The sequence below is a fragment of the Nocardioides sp. NPDC054178 genome, assembly GCF_055585005.1.
Genome location: NZ_JBVJKY010000010.1, coordinates 24526 through 41641, shown reverse-complemented (window position 1 = coordinate 41641; position 17116 = coordinate 24526). Strand labels below are relative to the sequence as shown.

The 17116-nt window shown below is 71.1% G+C and carries 16 protein-coding genes; 7 read left to right on the top strand and 9 right to left on the bottom strand.

Annotation, left to right across the window (positions count from 1 at the left end):
• Positions 1-94: 94 nt before the first annotated feature.
• Entirely contained in the window at positions 95-1351 is a 1257-nt protein-coding gene (locus tag ACZ6WN_RS27570; protein ID WP_465869327.1) for an MFS transporter, read from the top strand.
• Here ACZ6WN_RS27570 and ACZ6WN_RS27565 read toward each other — a convergent pair whose 3' ends face one another.
• The gene (locus ACZ6WN_RS27565) at positions 1352-2245 is read right to left on the bottom strand and encodes a CPBP family glutamic-type intramembrane protease (RefSeq protein WP_465869325.1); all 894 of its coding nucleotides are present in this window, start codon (positions 2243-2245) and stop codon (positions 1352-1354) included.
• Positions 2246-2390: 145 nt separating this feature from the next.
• On the opposite strand from ACZ6WN_RS27565, the gene ACZ6WN_RS27560 reads away from it, so the two are divergent.
• Both ACZ6WN_RS27560 and ACZ6WN_RS27555 read left to right on the top strand, forming a co-directional pair.
• Positions 2391-3617, top strand: a complete 1227-nt coding sequence (locus tag ACZ6WN_RS27560; RefSeq protein ID WP_465869324.1) for a sensor histidine kinase — start codon at positions 2391-2393, stop codon at positions 3615-3617.
• Complete coding sequence (locus ACZ6WN_RS27555) at positions 3614-4273, top strand: response regulator (protein WP_465869322.1); 660 nt, start codon at positions 3614-3616, stop codon at positions 4271-4273. Before ACZ6WN_RS27560 ends, ACZ6WN_RS27555 begins: the two co-directional genes overlap by 4 nt.
• 19 nt (positions 4274-4292) lie before the next feature.
• On the opposite strand, the gene ACZ6WN_RS27550 is transcribed toward ACZ6WN_RS27555, so the two are convergent.
• From ACZ6WN_RS27550 to ACZ6WN_RS27525, 6 genes are all read right to left on the bottom strand, one after another.
• Complete coding sequence (locus ACZ6WN_RS27550) at positions 4293-4913, bottom strand: response regulator (RefSeq protein WP_465869320.1); 621 nt, start codon at positions 4911-4913, stop codon at positions 4293-4295.
• Positions 4910-6157, bottom strand: a complete 1248-nt coding sequence (locus ACZ6WN_RS27545; protein ID WP_465869318.1) for a sensor histidine kinase — start codon at positions 6155-6157, stop codon at positions 4910-4912. Before ACZ6WN_RS27545 ends, ACZ6WN_RS27550 begins: the two co-directional genes overlap by 4 nt.
• Positions 6154-8154, bottom strand: coding sequence for an MMPL family transporter (locus tag ACZ6WN_RS27540; protein WP_465869317.1), 2001 nt, complete (start codon positions 8152-8154; stop codon positions 6154-6156). The genes ACZ6WN_RS27545 and ACZ6WN_RS27540 overlap by 4 nt, the downstream gene beginning before the upstream one ends.
• 140 nt (positions 8155-8294) lie before the next feature.
• Positions 8295-9410: a glycerate kinase gene (locus ACZ6WN_RS27535; protein ID WP_465869316.1), complete on the bottom strand. Its 1116-nt coding sequence runs from the start codon at positions 9408-9410 to the stop codon at positions 8295-8297.
• Positions 9410-10474, bottom strand: a complete 1065-nt coding sequence (locus tag ACZ6WN_RS27530) for a tartrate dehydrogenase (RefSeq protein WP_465869314.1) — start codon at positions 10472-10474, stop codon at positions 9410-9412. Before ACZ6WN_RS27530 ends, ACZ6WN_RS27535 begins: the two co-directional genes overlap by 1 nt.
• A 70-nt stretch (positions 10475-10544) precedes the next feature.
• Positions 10545-11423: a LysR family transcriptional regulator gene (locus tag ACZ6WN_RS27525; protein ID WP_465869313.1), complete on the bottom strand. Its 879-nt coding sequence runs from the start codon at positions 11421-11423 to the stop codon at positions 10545-10547.
• Positions 11424-11600: 177 nt separating this feature from the next.
• Here ACZ6WN_RS27525 and ACZ6WN_RS27520 point away from each other — a divergent pair, with 177 nt between their 5' ends.
• Entirely contained in the window at positions 11601-13022 is a 1422-nt protein-coding gene (locus tag ACZ6WN_RS27520) for a GntP family permease (RefSeq protein WP_465869311.1), read from the top strand.
• 67 nt (positions 13023-13089) lie between these two features.
• Here ACZ6WN_RS27520 and ACZ6WN_RS27515 read toward each other — a convergent pair whose 3' ends face one another.
• Positions 13090-13335, bottom strand: coding sequence for a hypothetical protein (locus tag ACZ6WN_RS27515; RefSeq protein WP_465869310.1), 246 nt, complete (start codon positions 13333-13335; stop codon positions 13090-13092).
• Positions 13336-13396: 61 nt separating this feature from the next.
• Positions 13397-14320 carry a LysR family transcriptional regulator gene (locus ACZ6WN_RS27510; RefSeq protein ID WP_465869308.1) on the bottom strand — a complete coding sequence of 308 codons (924 nt, stop codon included), beginning with the start codon at positions 14318-14320 and terminating at the stop codon, positions 13397-13399.
• A gap of 83 nt (positions 14321-14403) precedes the next feature.
• Between ACZ6WN_RS27510 and ACZ6WN_RS27505 the strand changes: the two genes are divergently transcribed.
• From ACZ6WN_RS27505 to ACZ6WN_RS27495, 3 genes are all read left to right on the top strand, one after another.
• Positions 14404-15630 carry an MFS transporter gene (locus tag ACZ6WN_RS27505; RefSeq protein WP_465869305.1) on the top strand — a complete coding sequence of 409 codons (1227 nt, stop codon included), beginning with the start codon at positions 14404-14406 and terminating at the stop codon, positions 15628-15630.
• Between the two features lie 71 nt (positions 15631-15701).
• Entirely contained in the window at positions 15702-16235 is a 534-nt protein-coding gene (locus ACZ6WN_RS27500; protein ID WP_465869304.1) for a MarR family winged helix-turn-helix transcriptional regulator, read from the top strand.
• On the top strand, positions 16228-17073 hold the full coding sequence (locus tag ACZ6WN_RS27495) for an EamA family transporter (RefSeq protein WP_465869302.1): 846 nt from the start codon (positions 16228-16230) through the stop codon (positions 17071-17073). The genes ACZ6WN_RS27500 and ACZ6WN_RS27495 overlap by 8 nt, the downstream gene beginning before the upstream one ends.
• Positions 17074-17116: the final 43 nt, after the last annotated feature.

Below are 17116 nucleotides of genomic sequence, written 5' to 3'. Positions count from 1 at the left end.
GACACGGGGGGGATTAGGTTAGGCGAACCTAAGTGAGGCTACCCTAAACGTATTCCCGCCAGACAGGTGGGCCAGAGAGAGGACGATCACACCCGTGCCGCACTCCCCCACCCAGGCCACCCGCGTGCTCGCCGGCTTTGCCTTCGCCTCCCTCGGCAACGGCCTGACCCTCCCGTTCCTCTACGTCTACATGGCTCAGGTGCAGGACCTCGGGTCCTCCACCGCCGGTTGGATGTTCGCCTGGATGGGCGTGGTCGGCCTGGTCGCCGCCCCCGGGGTCGGAGCGCTCCTCGACCGCTTCGGGCCGCGCCCGGTGCTGCTGGCCGCGCTGACCGTGGAGTCCGTCTCGATCGGGTCGCTCGGCTTCGTCGACGGGACCGTGCCGACGATGGCGGTGCTCGCCGGCGTGGTCCTGGGCGCCTCTCCGCTGTGGCCCGGCACGACGACCCTGCTGGCCGCGATGGTTCCGGCCGAGGAGCGCGAGCGGGCCTACGGCTTCGCCTTCCTGGGGCTGAACGCGGGCATCGGCGTCGGCGGCCTGGTCAGCGCGTTCCTCATCGACGTGGACCGCCCCGAGACGTTCCAGGTGCTCTACCTGTGCGACGCCGTCGCCTATCTCGTCTACGCCGCGGTGCTGGCGTTCCTGGTCCGCTCCCCCGCCCGTCCCACCGACGACGACCCGGACCGCGCGAGCGCCGGCTCCTGGGGCGAGGTCCTGCGCGACAGGCGGGCGGTGGCCCTGGTCGCCTGTGGCGTGCTCGCGGTGACCTTCGGCTACGGACAGCTCGAGGCCGGCGCGACCGCCTACGCCGTCGACGTGGCCGGGGTGCCGGCGACCGCCCTGGGCTGGGCCTTCGCCGCCAACGCCGCGGTGATCGTCTGCGGGCAGGTGATCCTGCTGCGGCTCACCTCCGGGTGGCGGCGCACGACCGCGCTGGCCTGCGCGGTGCTGACCTGGTCGCTGGCCTGGACCGTGCTCGCGGCCGCCGACCTGATGCCCGTGGCCGGCGCGATCGCCGCCGTCGTGATCGGCCTCGCGATCTTCGGCCTCGGCGAGACGCTGTGGGCTCCGATCGTGACCGGCCTGGCGAACACCATCGCCCCCGACCACCTGCGGGGCCGTTACAACGCCTCCCTCGGTCTCACCCTGACCCTCGGCCAGATCCTCGGCCCGGCGCTGGCCGGCACCCTCATCGGCAGCGGTCTCGGCCACCTGTGGGCGGTCGTCGTGATCGGCGGCACCCTCACCGCGGGTCTGGTGCTGACCCGGCTCCGGTTCCTGCTCACCGCGGCCGAGGACGGCGCCCCGGAGACCGAAGCCTCCGGGGAGCCGGTCGCCGAGCGGATCTGATCAGCTGGAGTATCCCAGCCGCCCGCGCGTCGCGACGACGAGCAGCGTCGCGACGACGCCCGACCCGACCAGCAGCGCGAGCTGGAACTGGTCGGCGTCGACGTCGGGGAAGACCTCGGCGAAGGCCACGGAGGCGAAGTTGTTGACGCTGACGTGCAGGAGCATGGCCAGCGGCAGGCTCTGCCCGGTGCGGTTGAAGACCCAGGTCATCACGATGCCGAAGGTGAAGCAGAAGCCCGCGAAGACGAGCGGCGCGAACCAGCTGACCTCCGGCCAGCCGCCCCAGTCGGTCAGGAAGAGCGGCATGTGCCACAGCGCCCAGATCGGACCGAGCACGAACGCGGAGACGAGCGGTCCGACCTTCCGCTGCAGCCGGGGCAGAGCGAAGTCGCGCCAGCCCGGCTCCTCGGCGAGACCGGTCGTGACCATCTGCATCAACAGCCCCGGGACGTACGCCACCGCCACGATCAGCCACGCCTGCGACGGTGTCGCCATCTGGTGCCCGGCGGCCTGGAGCGAGACGATGATCGCGGCCGGCACGCCGATCAGGATCCCGGCGTACCAGCGCCAGCTCGCCCGCCAGCGCCACATCCCCCGCACCCAGGCTCGTAGCCCGTCCCGGCCGCCGACGATCGCGGTGACGAGCGCGGCGCTGCCGATGGGGCCGAGGTACGCACCCGGGAGCATCCCGAGGAGCTGGCCGCCGATCACGCCGCCGGGGAAGGTGAGGTCCCAGAGGCCGAGGCCGCTGTCGGACAGGACGTACGGTGTCCAGGCCAGCCAGCTCGCGGCGAGGGCGAGCACGAAGAACGTGGAGAGCTGGTGGCGGCGTACGAAGGCTCGTGGGCCTTGGTCCGGTTGGGTTATCGGAGTTGTCGTCGTTGTCGTGGTCATGGTCGTTCCCTTTCGGCATGGGTCGATCTGCTGACCTGAACCTAGGAATCAGAGCGACCCGGTCGCGCCGGGCAAAGGTGCGAACCTTCGTACTTGCATCGAAAGATGCTGGTGACCGGGACCGGTTGCGGGAAAGGATGATGGCGTGAACGAGGAGACGACCCGGATGGCGCCGCGACTGATCCCACCCGTCGTGGTCTGGCTGGTCGCCACGGTGCTGCTGGTGGTCGCGCCGGGCCTCGACTCGGCCGACGCCTCGGTCGCCGGGAGCCCGGCGCTCGGCAGCGGCGGCTGGTGGTTCGCCTTCGTGGTGCTCACGGCGCAGGCCGTGCTGCTCCTCGAACGGCGCGCCCGGCCGTTGCCGGTGCTGCTGGCCGTGGCCGCCGGATCGGTCGTGCTGGCGCTCACCGGCGCGGGTGACTCCACGAGCCTCGCCGCTGCGGCCGTGCTGGTCGTGGTGTGGTCGGCGGTGACCTCGACGCCGTTGCCCCGTGGGATGCGTGCCCTCGTCGGGGCACTGTTCGGCGCCGGGCTGCTGGTCGCGCTCGGCACGGCCCTGAGCCAGACGAGCATCGGTGTGCCCACCGGCACCGCGGTCCTCGCCGGCCTGGTCCAGGGCGCGGGCGTGATCGTCGCGCCGGCCCTGCTCGCCGCCACCGTCCGGGCACGTCGCGACGCCCGGGATGCTCGGACCGACCTCGCCCTCGCCGTCGACCGCGAGCAGTCCGCCCAGATCGCCGCCGCGATCGCGGAGGAGCGTACGGCGATGGCGCGCGAGCTCCACGACATCGCCGCCCACCATCTGACCGGGATCGCGGTGATGACCGGCGCGGTCGAGCGGCAGATCGACACCGACCCGGCGGGCGCCAAGGAGTCCGTCCGCCAGGTCCGCACCCAGAGCACCGCGATGCTGCGCGAGCTGCGTGGCCTGGTCACCCTCCTGCGCAGCCCCGGACAGGCCGAGGAGGCGAGCGGGCAGGAACGCCTCTCGCACCTGCCCTCGCTCGTCGAGGATGCCCGTCGTGCCGGGCTCGAGGTGTCGTTCTCGACGCTGGGTCCCGGGGCGGACCAGAGCGTCGGTCCGCTCGCCCAGCTCTCCGCCTACCGCACGGTGCAGGAGTGCCTGGCCAACGCCGCCCGGCACGCGCCGGGCGCCCGGTGCGAGGTCGTCGTCGACTCCCGCGACCCTGCCGAGGTGGTGGTGACGGTACGCAACGGACCGCCCCGCACCACGCCTCCCGACCACACCCGGAAGCGCCGTGGGCTGGGCCTGGTCGGCATGCAGGAGCGCGCCGACCTGACCGGCTCGACCCTCGAGGCCGGACCGACCGCCGACGGCGGCTGGCAGACCCGGCTCAGGATCCCCGCATGATCCGGGTCGTGGTCGCCGACGACCAGCCGCTGGTGCGTGCCGGGCTGCGTACGCTGCTGCAGACCGAGCCCGACATCGAGGTCGTCGCGGTGGCCGAGGACGGTGCGGAGGCGGTCGAGCAGGCCCTCGCGCTGCGCCCCGACGTGGTCTGCATGGACATCCGCATGCCCGGCCGCGACGGCATCAGCGCCACCCGCGAGCTGTGCGGCCCCGACGTCCCCGACCCCATCCCGGTGCTCGTCCTGACCACCTTCGACATCGACGACTACGTCTTCGGCGCCCTCGAGGCCGGCGCCTCCGGCTTCCTCCTCAAGGACGCCGATCCCGACGCCATCGTCGCCGCCGTCCGCTCCGTCGCCGCCGGCCACGGCACCCTCGACACCTCGCTGACCCGACGGGTCCTGCGAGAAGTGGTCACCCGCAGGCGTACGCAGCCCGTCACCGCCGCACGCGCCAGCGAGGTCCTCACCACCCGCGAGCTCGACATCCTCCTCCACCTCGCCGAGGGCATGTCCAACGAGGAGATCGCCCAGGCGCTCGTCCTCGAGGTCTCCACGGTCAAGTCCCACCTGGCCCGGATGATGCCCAAGCTCGGCGTCAAGTCCCGTCTCCAGGCCGCCGTGTGGGCCTACCAGTCGGGCCTCATCGAGCACTGAGACCCGGCCCCGGAGCCGCTCAGATCAGGCCGGTCTCCTGCGCGACGTGGATGGCGCGGGAGCGGCTGTCGACGTCGAGCTTGGTGAAGATGTGCGCGAGGTGGCTCTTCACGGTGGCCTCGGTGACGAAGAGGGTGCGCGCGATCTCCTTGTTGGTCGCGCCCCTCGCCAGGTGTCGCAGCACCTCGATCTCCCGGTCCGTGAGCCGCGGCAGCGGGCTGCGCATGCCCTTGAGCGCCCGGCTGGCCAGGTCGGGAGCGAGGACCATGTCACCGGCAGCGGCGCGATGGATCCCCTGGACGATGACCTCGGGGTCGACGTCCTTGAGGAGGTAACCGGCGGCACCGGCCTCGATCGCGCCGAGCACCTCGGCGTCGCGGTCGAAGGTGGTCAGGATCAGCACCGCCGGCGCCGGATCGAGGGCGCGGAGCGCGACCGTGGTCCGGATTCCGTCGATCCCGCTCCCCAGGCGCAGGTCGCACAGCACGACGTCGGGACGGAGGTCACCGGCGAGGGCGATGGCCTCCTCCCCCGTCGCAGCCTCCCCGATCACCCGCAGCGTGTCGCCGGCGTCGATGACCGCCCGCAACCCGCTGCGTACGACCGGGTGGTCGTCGACGAGAAGCACCGTGGTCGTCATGACACCGCCTCGACGTGGATCGGGAGATGTGCTGAGATCGCGGTGCCCTCGCCCGGTGTGCTCTCCACGTCGAGCCCTCCGCCGAGCTCGCGCAGCCGGGCCCGCATGAACCGTAGGCCATAGCTGGACGACCCCATGCCGGCGTCCCGCTCCCAGGCGGCGACGTCGAACCCGGCGCCGTCGTCGCTGATGTCCATGCGTACCGCATCCTGGTCGTCGGTCAGCGTGATGACGACCCGGGTGGCACCGGAGTGGAGACGTACGTTGGAGAGCGCCGACTGGGCGGTGCGGAGCAGCGCGACCTCGACCTCGGTCCGAAGGATCGGGAGCGTGTCGTCGACATGGAGCTCGACCAGCAGGCCGGCCTCGTCATGGGCTCGGTCGAGCATGCGTCGCAGCGCCGAGGCGAGCGCCCCGTCCTCGAGCTCGGCGGGCGCCAGAGCCGCGATGATCCGGCGTACGTCGCCGAGGCTGTCGCCCGCGAGCGCCTCGACCTGCGCGAACGTCCGTGACGCGTCCGCATCCGTGGTGCGGCTGCCTCCGGCATGGGTCAGCAGGCGGATCGAGGAGAGCGCCTGCGCGATGGTGTCGTGGATGTCGCGGGAGATCCGGGTGCGCTCGGCGATCGCACCCGAGTGGCGCTGGGCGAGGGCGAGCTCGTCCTGCAGCTCGGCCATCTCCCGCTGCGCATTCCGCAAGGAGGTCACCAGCCGCTCACGCTCGGCGGCGTCATGGAGCAGCTGGAGATATCCACGTGAGATGCCGAACGCGAAGACGCCCCCGATGAACGGCCCGAAGACGTCCGCGTAGCTGGTCGTGCCATGGTGCAGGATCGGCGCGACCACCACGACCACGAGGATGACGGCCGAGAAGGCCAGCCCCCATCGCAGCGGCAGCAGGTGCCCGGCGAGCAGCCACAGCAGGAAGGCCAGCCAGACGAACTCGGGCGAGACGGCGACGGCGCCGATCCAGATCACCGCGAAGCCGAGCAGCCACCACACCGGGAGGCTGTGCGAGCGCGTCCTGGAGGGCAGGACCGTGCCGGCGGTGTGCCAGAGCAGGATCACCGCCCCGGAGACGATCGCGGCGGGAGCCGCCACCCCGTCGCCGATCGCCCTGCTGACGCCGATCGCGGTCAGCACGACGGCGATGACGTGCTGACCGATCTCCATCGCCCGCACGGTCGGCCCGGCGGGGATCGATCCCGAGCCGGGCCGCCGCAACGGCGCGTGTACGACGCTCATGGCCTCGATTCTCTACCCTGCAACGTTCCCGGCCACCAGATCCGGTCGCCCACCAGGCTGAAGATCGCCGGCACGATCACCGTACGCACCACCAGCGTGTCCACGACGACGCCCACACCGACGATCAGGCCCAGCTGCCCGAGGGTGACCAGCGGCAGCACACCGAGAGCGGCGAAGACCCCGGCGAGGACGATGCCCGCGCTGGTGATCACACCACCGGTGTGGGCGACCGCCTCGACCACACCGGCCCGGGTGCCGAGCCGCGCCGCATCCGAGCGCGCCCGGTGGACGAGGAAGATCGTGTAGTCGATCCCCAGGGCGACCAGGAACAGGAACGCCAGGATCGGCACCTGCAGGTCGAGCGCCTGCTGATCGAACAGGACGCGGCTCAGCCAGGCCCCGGCGCCGATCGCGGCGACCGCGCTGGCGAGATTCACCAGAAGCAGCAGCACCGGTGCGACCAGTGAGCGCAGCAGCACGAGGAGCACCAGGAAGCTCGCCGCGAGCACCAGCGGCGCGACCAGCAGCAGGTCACGCTCGCCCCCGTCGCGCGCGTCCAGCTCGGTCGCGACCGCGCCACCGACGAGAGCATCCGCCCCTGCGATCGGGTGGACCGCCTCCCGCAGCTCGGTGATCTGGTCGAGACTCCGTTCGGTGCCCGGCGAGTATTCGCTGGTCACCATGATCTTCGTCAAGGACCCGTCGTCGGTGACCCCGGCCGGCTGGGCGCGCACTACCCCCTCCACATCACCTGCGGCCGCGGCCACCTCGGCGGCGGCCGCACTGTCGGCGACGATGTAGGCCGGCTGGGCCGCACCGGGCGGGAAGTGCGCCGAGAGGGTCTCGAGACCGGCAGCCGACTCGGACTGCACCCGGAACTTCTCGACCTGGTCGAGCCCGACCGACGTACCGAAGAGGCCGGAGGCCATCACCGCGAGCAGCGCGAGCCCGCCCAGCAGGCTCACCACCGGACGCTTCAGGACCCGCGCCGCGACCGCGCGCCAGACCCCGCCCTGGTCGCGTGACTCACCCGGACGAGGGACGAACGGCCAGAACAGTCGACGGCCACACACCGCCAGTGCCGGTGGCAGCACGAACAGCACCGCGACGACGGCGATGAGCAGACCGATCGCCGCGGGAACTCCCAGGCCACGGGTCATCGGGATCGTGGCGAGGACCAGCGTCAGCAGGGCGAGCACCACCGTCAGGTTGGAGGCGAGGATCGCGAGCACCGTCTTCCGCCAGGCCCTGCTCAGCGCCAGACGGTCATCATCGGTCCGCTGCAGCTCCTCCCGGTACCGCGAGATCAGCAGGAGCGCGTAGTTCGTCCCCGCGCCGAACACCAGGACGCTGACGACACCGGCATCGAACCCGAAGCCCCACAGCTCTCCCGCCGCCGCGGTGACGCGCCCGGCGAGCGCGTCGGCGAGGGCGACCACGACCAGCGGGACCAGCCACAGCACCGGCGAGCGATAGGTGATGATCAGCAGCAGCGCCACGATCAGGATCGTCACCAGCAGCAGCGTGACGTCGGCGCCGTCGAAGGCAGCGGCCGCATCGGCCCCGAACGCCGGCCCGCCCGTCACCTGCAGGGTGACCCCGTCGGGTGCCTGCGCCGCGATGTCCGTACGCAGCGCCTTGATCACCTCCGATGTCTCTGCGTTGTCGGCGCCGACCGTGACCGGCACGGTGAGAGCCGCGGCCTTGTCGTCCTCGCTGACCATCGGACCGGCGGAGCCCGGCGCGGCTTGAGCTCCGACCTGGCCGCCGAGCCGCTCGAGGCCGTCGAGATCATCCTGGGAGAGCGCACCGCCGTCGTCGCGGGAGGCGACGACGAGCACGGACTGCCGATCCGCCCCGGGGAACTCCTCCAGCAGCTCGCTCACCTGCGTCGACTCCGCGCCCGCCGGCGCCTCCCCGGTCTTCGCCGGGGCCTCCGCCCCGGCGAAGGCCCCGAAGAGCACCCCCATCACCACCACCGCGAGCCCGAGCGCCACCCATGCTCCCCGCCGCGAGGTCAACCTGTCGGAGAGATGCGGACGGGTATCCGACCGCGTACGAACCAGAGAATCTGCCATGCCACCAACTCCACCAGCGGCGGCTTCGCGGATCATCGCGAACAAGGCTGAGGCAGGAATCAGCCAAATGGCTGATGTGACTCGATCACGAGCCGGCGTCCGAGCGCGCGTGCACGCTCGCGAAGGAGGGTGCGCGAGAGGTCGGGGTCCTCGCGGGTGTCTCGGACGGTGTGGCTCGTGATCGCGTCGACGCCGGCGAGGCCGAGAGCCCCTGTCTCCGCGGGCCGAAGCGCACAGTCGCCGACGAGCAGGTGCAGCGGGCGGCCGGCCGCCCGTCGTACGACTGCGCTGATCAGCTTGCCGCCCAGGCTCTGTCGGTCGAGGCGTCCTTCGCCGGTGACGACGACGTCGTGTCCCTCGACGTGCCGATCGAAGTCGAGCAGATCGAGGAAGAAGTCGGCTCCGGAGATCCGGGTCGCGCCGAGCCAGAGACAGGCGAAGCCCAGTCCTCCGGCAGCACCAGCCCCCGGTTCCGAGGCCAGAGGTGCGGCCGACATCACCCGCGCCAGCGACGAGAGTCCCAGGTCCAGACGCCGTACGTCCTCTGGCGTCGCGCCCTTCTGAGGCCCGAAGACCGCGGCGGCGCCGCGCAGGCCGAGCAGCGGATTGTCGACGTCGGTGGCGACGACGAGCTCGACTCCACTCAGGTCGATCATCCGATCGGTGTCCACGCGAGCGATCAGGCCCAGCCCGGCTCCCCCGGCGTCGATCTCCCGGCCGTCCGAACCACACAGGCGCACACCGAGGGCGGCGAGCATCCCGATGCCCCCGTCGGTGCTCGCCGAGCCACCCAGCGCGAGCACCACGCGTCTGGCCCCGCCGGTGACGGCCGCACCGACCGCCTGCCCGAAGCCGTGACTCGACGCCGTCATCGGGCGCAGCTGCCCCGCGGGAAGCGTCGCCAGGCCACAGGTGCTGGCGACCTCCACGACAGCGGTGTGGCCGTCGTAGGCGTAGGACGCGTCGACCGGAGCGCCGTCTGCGCCCCGGACCCGGACGGGGACGCGGTCGAAGCCGGCCGCCAGAGCCGCCGCCACGCTCCCGTCACCGCCGTCCGCAAGCTGTAGGGCGGTCGCAGTGAGCCCCACGTCCTCGAGGCCGCCGCAGATGGCGGCGGCGACCTCGAGGGCGGTCAGTGTTCCCTTGAACTTGTCCGGGGCGACCAGGACACGCATCAGCGGCTCGCGATGTTGCCGAGCACGAGCTCGGTGAACTCCTTCGTGCTGGCCGTCCCGCCCAGGTCGGGAGTGCAGGCGTCGGTGGTGGCCAGGACGGTTGCGAAGGCGTCCAGGACCTCGGCCCCGGCCTCGGGGTGGCCGAGGTGGTCGAGCATCATCGACGCCGACCAGATGGCACCGATCGGGTTGGCGACTCCCTGGCCGGCGATGTCGGGGGCGGAGCCGTGCACGGGCTCGAACATCGACGGGAACTCACGCTCGGGATCGAGGTTCGCCGCCGGCGCGATGCCGATGCTGCCGGCGACCGCGGCGGCCAGGTCGGAGAGGATGTCGCCGAACAGGTTCGAGCCGACGATGACATCGAACCGGCCAGGGTCGAGAACGACCTTCGCGGCCAGCGCGTCGATGTGCTCCTGACGCCAGCTGACCTCGGGATACCGCTCCCCGACCTCCTTGGCGATCTCGTCCCAGAACGGCATCGTGTGGACGATCCCGTTGGACTTGGTGGCAGAGACGAGCCGGCCCTTCCGGCCCTTGGCGGTCTCGAAGGCATAGCGCAGGATGCGCTCGGTCCCCGCTCGGGTGAACACGGCCTCCTGGACGGCCATCTCCTCCGGGAAGCCGCGGTTGAACCGGCCTCCGATCTCGGAGTACTCGCCCTCGACGTTCTCACGCACCACCACGAAACTGACCTCGCTGGTCGCCTTGGCGACCGGGCTGGGCACGCCCTCGAGGACCTTGATCGGGCGAAGGTTGACGTACTGCCGGAACTGACGCCGGATCGGGATGAGGAGCCCCCACAACGAGACGTGGTCCGGTACGCCGGGCCACCCGACGGCGCCGAGGAGGATGGCGTCGTGGTTGCGGATCCGGTCCAGCCCGTCCGCGGGCATCATCGCCCCCTGGTCGAGGTAGCGCTGGCACGACCAGTCGAAGGAGTCGTAGGCGAAGGTCAGGCCGTGGCGCTTGCCGACGGCGTCGAGAACGGCGCAGGCCGGGGGCAGGACCTCGGTGCCGATACCGTCACCAGGGATCAGGGCGATGCGATAGCTGGTCGTCATGCGACCCATCGAACAACGACGCCTTCAGCGACGTCCAAGACCAGTTTGCAGCCCGATCGATAGGATCGACCTATCGGTTCTCGGCCGACGCCACGAACGCCGCGGCAGCAGGGCTGAGCCGGTGGGGCTGCCAGACGAGGGCGACGTCGAGCTGGTCCTGGACCGCCAGTCGCCGCACGCGGAGGCCGACGGCATCGGCGAGCGGTCGCCAGGAGTCCGCGACCACGGCGACGCCGACGCCCTCGAGCACGAGCGGGAGCAGCCCTTCCCGGTGCTCGATCTCGACCACGATGTGGCAGTCCGTGGCCGCGACGATGGCATCGGCGACGCGACGCATGCCGGTGCCGGGCTGGCCGGCGACCAGCGAGAGACCGCTGAGCTCACCGACCGTGATGTCATCCGCCCCCGCCGGAAGGTCCGCATCCGAGCGGGCCACCAGCACGAACGACTGGCGCTCGAGCGGCAGCCTGTCGAGATCGGCGAGCATCTCGGCCGGGCCGGCCGTGGCGACGACACCGATCTCGGCCGCGCCCCGACGCAGCGCGTCCCGGACATCGTCGGGCCGCGCCGCGGCGCCGACCGCGACCTGCACCCCGGGATAGCGCTCGACGAAGGTCGCCAGCAAGCCGGTCAACGGGCTGACGACCTGCGAGGGCATCGAGGCGATGCGCAGCGTGCCACCCCGAAGGCCGTCCACGGCGGCGACCGTCTCGCGGGCGACGTCCAGGGACCGTACGACCTCTCGAGCCGGGGCGACGAGGGCCGTGCCTGACGGGCTCAGCGTGAGACCACGGCCTTGGCGGTGGAACAGCTCGGTGCCGAGCTCTGCCTCGAGCCTGCGGATGGTCTGGGTCACCGACGGCTGAGCCACGAACAGCTGCTCGGCGGCACGGTGGACGCTGCCCTGGTCGACGATGGCGAGGAAGTAGCGCAGCTGCCGTACGTCCATGACACCCATCTCCACTTCGACCTGATCGCTGACCTGCAGCAACGCTCGAACGATAGCGCAAGCCTATCGATCAGGCTGCAAATGAGTCTTGGACACCACAGGGGTGACGTTCGTCACGATGGTGGGGTCTCACCCGCCTGGTGACCGCACGGTCGCCGACTACCAGGAGCGCAGATCGTGTCGCATGACGTACTCCTCATCGCCAACACCGCGATCGCCATCACCGGCATCGTCCTCGCGATCGTGTGGCTGAAGTTCCCACCGGTCTTCGCGCTGCTGTTCGGCACCCTCTATCTGGGCCTGACCACCTCGGTCGGCGCCAAGGGCACGATCGAGGCGATATCCGGCGGCTTCGCCGACGTGATGGCCGACATCGGCATCCTGGTCACCTTCGGCGTGATCATCGGCGCACTCCTGACCGTCACCAACACCATGGAGCGCATCGTCGAGGCGATGCTCAGGCTGTTCGGCGAACGAAGCATGCCGTACGTCTTCGCTGTCGCCCTGAGCACGCTGTTCACCTCGATCTACTCCGATGTGCTGCTGGTCCTCGCCTCCCCGCTCGCTCGCCGGATCGGACCCAAGCTCGGACCCCGCGGTCGCGCCCTCATGGGCGGTTCGCTCACCGCGGGGATCGAGGTCGGGCTCGTGTTCGTCGCTCCGGGAGTCGCCGCTCTCGCCATCGCCGGCATCCTCGACGTACCGCTGGGCCAGATGTTCGTCCTCGGTCTGGTCGTGGGCCTGCCCACCGCGGTCCTCACGATGCTGGTCTTCTCGGTCGTGCTCCGGTTCATGAAGTGGGAGCCCGAGCTCGACGAGCTGCCCGACGACGTCGAGGACTCGGAGGACTCGGAGGGCCCGGAGCACGAGGGCCCGGTCTCGCCGACCCCGGAGTCCGGTGGCGCCGGAACCGGGGTCGTCACCCAGGTCGGGGTCGCCCCGGCACCGGTGCGCGAGCTGTCCCTGGTGGCCTCCATCAGCCCTGTCCTGGTCGCCCTGCTGCTCATCGCAGGTGGCGCCGCTGCCCAGGCCGCGAACATCGACGCTCCCGCCGTCGTCCTCCTCACCGACCCCATCGTCGCCCTCTTCCTCGGCGCCACCCTGGCCTACGCCCTGGCCTGCCGGGTCCGTGAGCGCGGGGAGATCAGCGGTGCCATCGGCACCGCCCTCACCCAGTGCGGACCGATCCTGGTGCTGTCCGGGATCAGCGGATCTCTCGGATTCGTCATCGAAGGCTCCGGGATGGGAGAGGTTCTCGGCGACGCGTTCTCGACCGGTTTCCTGCCGCCCCTGCTGCTGGTCTGGCTCGTCGCGGCCATCCTCCACCTCGCGCTCGGATCCATCTCGGTCGCGGGTATCACGGCCGCCGGCATCCTGGCTCCGATCGCCGGGAGCCTGGACACCCCAGTCGCGCTGATCGCTCTCGCGGCCGGCTCCGGCGCCCTGTTCGTCCCGCACGTGAGCAGCAACTTCTTCTGGATGTTCCAGTCGCTGCTCGGGTTCACGACCCGCGGCACCGTCAAGACCCACAGCGTCCCGATGACCCTGGCCTCGCTCATCTCCTTGCCGATCATCCTGATGCTTGCCGTGTTCATCTAGAGGTCGCCCGCATCGCGACGACTGTCGGAGATCGCTGCGCGTCGATGCCCGATGGACACCGAGTGGTTTAGGCCTGGTCGCCCTCCCAGAGGAGCGGTTCACGGATCCGGAGCGGCGCGGTGAAACCGACGCGGCGTACGGGGTCGAACTCGGTCTCGGTCCCGGGCTCGTCGGTGTCGACCCGGTCGGGGCCGCCGGTGTGGCTGACCGAGGCCTCAGGAAGGGCAAGGTCATGGTGGAGGACCTCGATGGTCCCGTCGAAGTAGCCCCGCGGCGAGGCGTCCTGTCGTCCGGCGATGTTCCGACCTGCCATGCAGTTCATGATGGCACCGCCCGATCCAGCGGCGCACGGAATCTCCGAGGAAACGCGCGGATCACCCGGCCAGGGGACGAAGGCCGATCTCGGTCAGCCGCCGACCCCGGCGACGGAGCAGGTCCTGGAAGGCGGCCGCGAGCGTCGAGGGCTTGCGGTCGAGCCAGCAGGCACCGATGTGACGTACGGCCTCGGGATCCGTCAACGGCACCTCGACACAGCCCGCGGCCCCGTGCGGGTCACGGGGTGCCAGGCTGACACCGAGGCCGGCGGAGACGAGTCCTCGGAGCGTGGCGAGGTCGTCGCCCTCGAAGCCGATGGTGGGCGTGACGCCGCTGGCCTGGGCGAGCCCCTCGAGCAGCGTACGCATCCCATAACCGCGCTTCATGCAGATGAACGTCTCCGCGCCGGCCTCCGCGAAGCTCACCCGGGCACGTGTCGACAGCCGGTGCCCGGTCGGCACGACCAGGACCAGGGGCTCGGTGTGCAGCCGCCACTGGCGCATACCGGAGCCCTCCTCGAGCGGCGAGATCAGCGCGACCTCGGCGGTGCCGTCGTCGACCGCCTGCAGGCACCGCGGACGCGAGGTCTGGATCAGGTCGACGGACGTGCCGGGATGCTCCTGGAGGAACGCCTTGACCAGCGCCGGCACGACCCGCTCGCCGAGCGTGCTCTGGAACGCGAGGGCGATCCGCCCGCGGGCGCCTGACTCCTGGGCCTGGACCGCCTCGATGCCCGCCGTGGCCGCCGCGACCGCGGCGGCGGCGTGCGGGGCCAGCGCCTCCCCCGCCCGAGTGAGCCGCAGACCCCGCCCGTGCCGCTCGACCACGTCGACGCCGAGCTCGCGACCGAGGCGCGCGAGCATGCGGCTCACCGTGGGCTGCGGCATCTGCAGCAGGTCGGCGGCGGCGTGCGTCTGTCCCGTCTCGGCCAGGGCGGCGAGGGCCGGGAGCATCGCCAGGACGTTTCGGGCGGTGGCATCCACTCCGACATCGTATGCAGATCAGCATCATTCGCGCATCACCGATGCATTGGACGCACGGTTCCAGAGTTTCTAGCGTGACCAGGGTGAGCGAACAGGCAGCCGACCCGGGACATCGACGCGTGCTGATCGCTCTTGTCGCGATCGGAATGACGACGTTCGTGCAGCTCTACTACCCCCAGGCACTGATTCCGGCGCTCAGCCGCGACTTCGAGGTCGATGCCTCCCAGGCCGCTCTGACCGTCTCCGGGGCCACGATCGGGCTCGCCCTCGCCGCGCTCGGCTGGCCCTGGGTCGCCGACCGGATCGGCCGCGGGCGGGCGATGACGATCGCCATCGTCGCCTCGGCCGTGATCGGGCTGGCACTCCCCTTCGTGACCTCGTTCCCGGTGCTCGTCCTCCTCCGCGTCGGGCAGGGCATCGCCCTGGGCGGCACCCCGGCGCTCGCACTCGCCTATCTGAGCGAGCAGGTGAGCCCGCGCGCTGCCATGGCCGCCGGCGCGACGTACATCTCCGGAACGGTCCTCGGTGGCGTGGTCGGACGGCTGATCGCCGCGCCGATCGCCGACGTGAGCGACTGGCGCGTGGCAGCTCTGGTGGCAGGTGTCGTCAGCGCACTGGGCGCCGTCGTCGCGGTCACCACCCTCCCCCGCGAGCGCCCCGGCTCCGCGACGGGGCAGCCTCGACCTGCCGGCGTATGGGCCGGGATGGTCGCCAACCTCACCGACCCCGGTCAGCTCGCGCTCTACGCGCAGGGGTTCTTCCTGATGGGCGCACAGGTGGCGGTCTTCAACTACCTCGGCTACCGGCTCGAGCTGGAGCCGTTCGACCTGCCGCCCGCACTGACTGCGGTGATCTTCCTGGCCGGCCTCTCCGGCGCGGTGTCGGCCCGGCTGGCGGCCACGCTCGCCGGCCGCTTCGGCCGCAGACGCGTACTCCTGGCCTCGTCGCTGACCATGGTCGCCGGAGCTGCGCTGACGATCCCCGACTGGCTGGCCTCGGTCCTGATCGGGCTGCTGCTCTTCGCCACGGCCTACTTCGCCGCGCACTCGATCGCGTCGGGCTGGGTGGGACCGATGGCGACCAGCGGCGTCGCCCAGGCCACCTCGCTCTACACGCTGTTCTACTACGCCGGCTCCAGCCTCTTCGGCTGGGTCGGCGGCCTCGCCTTCGCCACCGGCTGGACCGGCACCGCGAGCATGGTCATCGCGATCACCCTCATCGCCTTCGCCGCCGCCCGCACGCTCCTGCCCCACGCCGACGCCGAGGTCAGGACGCCGACGCCGGCGAAGACGTACGCAGCTCGCCGCTGACCCCGCCAGCATCCCCCGCCAGCCTCGACGAGCCGATTGACCTGAGGATCACGACAAGATATGCATGAGTCATGCATAGGTCACGGACAGCGAACCTTCTCGGCGCCGCCGCCCAGGGCCTCAGCGACCACATCCGCACCGGCCTCGCCGAGGCAGCCAGGCTCAGCGACAGCGCCTCGGCCACGCTGATCCTGCTCTCCGACAGCAGCGGGATCGGGGCCAGCGAGCTGGGCAGACGACTCGGTCTCACCCAGTCCGCCGCCGTACGCATGGTCGAGGGCCTGGAGCGGGACGGCCTCCTCCAGCGTGGTCCGAGAGCAGGCAGGAACGTGGCGATCACGCTCACCGCTCGAGGGCGTGACCTCGCACAGGATCTTCGCGAGGCCCGGCGGCGTTCACTCGACGCGATCGTGGACACCCTGGAACCGGAGGAGCAGGAGCAGCTGGAGGCTCTGCTGATGAAGCTCCTTCCCGAGCTCCACCACCGGCCCGGAGACGACGATCGCCTGTGTCGGCTGTGCGACCGGCAGGCCTGCATCGCAGGCGATGCGATCTGTCCGGTGGGCCAGGCCGAGAGAGACTGCCGGGCCGACCCCCGTGGGTGAGATCCTCGCGCTGAGCGCAGCGCTGTTCTTCGGGCTCACCCACTTCTTCAGCGGACTGCTCTCCCGACGAGCGGACGGAACGGTCGTCGCGTTCTTCGCTCAGGCAGGCGGCAGCGTCTTCATCCTGTTGTGCGTCCCGTTCTTTCCCGCCGCGCAGGTCGACGCCGTCTCGATCCTGTGGGGCACGGCGTCCGGAGTCGGGACCGGGATCGGCGTGGCCTTCCTCTACCGCGCCATGAGCATGGGCAAGTTCAGCGTCGTGGTGCCGGTCAGCGACGTCACCGCCGTCGCACTACCGGTACTGGCCGCGGTGGTCGTCTTCGGCGACCGGCCCCCGGCGCTCGCCTGGGCCGGCATCGCCCTCGCCCTCCCCGCACTGTGGCTGACCTCCCGAACCACGGCCGATACGCCAGGGGTCGCGGCCGGCTTCGCCGCCGGGACGACGTACGCGCTGATCGCAGGAGTGGGCTTCGCCCTCCAGTTCGTGGCCCTGGCCCAAGCAGACCCGAGCGCCGGGATGTGGCCCGTCCTCGCCAGCAGACTCTCCTCCGTCGCGGTGATCGGGGCCCTGCTGATCGGCAACCTCTCGGCACTGAAGATCCCACCGAAGATCACCGCCCCCGCCGCTGGTGCCGGCGTGCTCGGCACCTTCGCCCTGGTCCTCTACAGCTTCGCCGCTCAGCAGCAGCTGCTCTCGCTGGCCGTGGTGCTGACCGCGCTCTACCCGGCGATCCCGGTCATCCTGGGGCTGATCGTCCTACGAGAACGGCTCAGCACCCTCCAGGTCACCGGCCTGGTCCTCACCGCCGCCGCGATCTCGCTCATCACGCTCGGGTAGCTGCCCCGCCGGGGTTGTCATGGAGGCGATGTGCCGCCGTCGA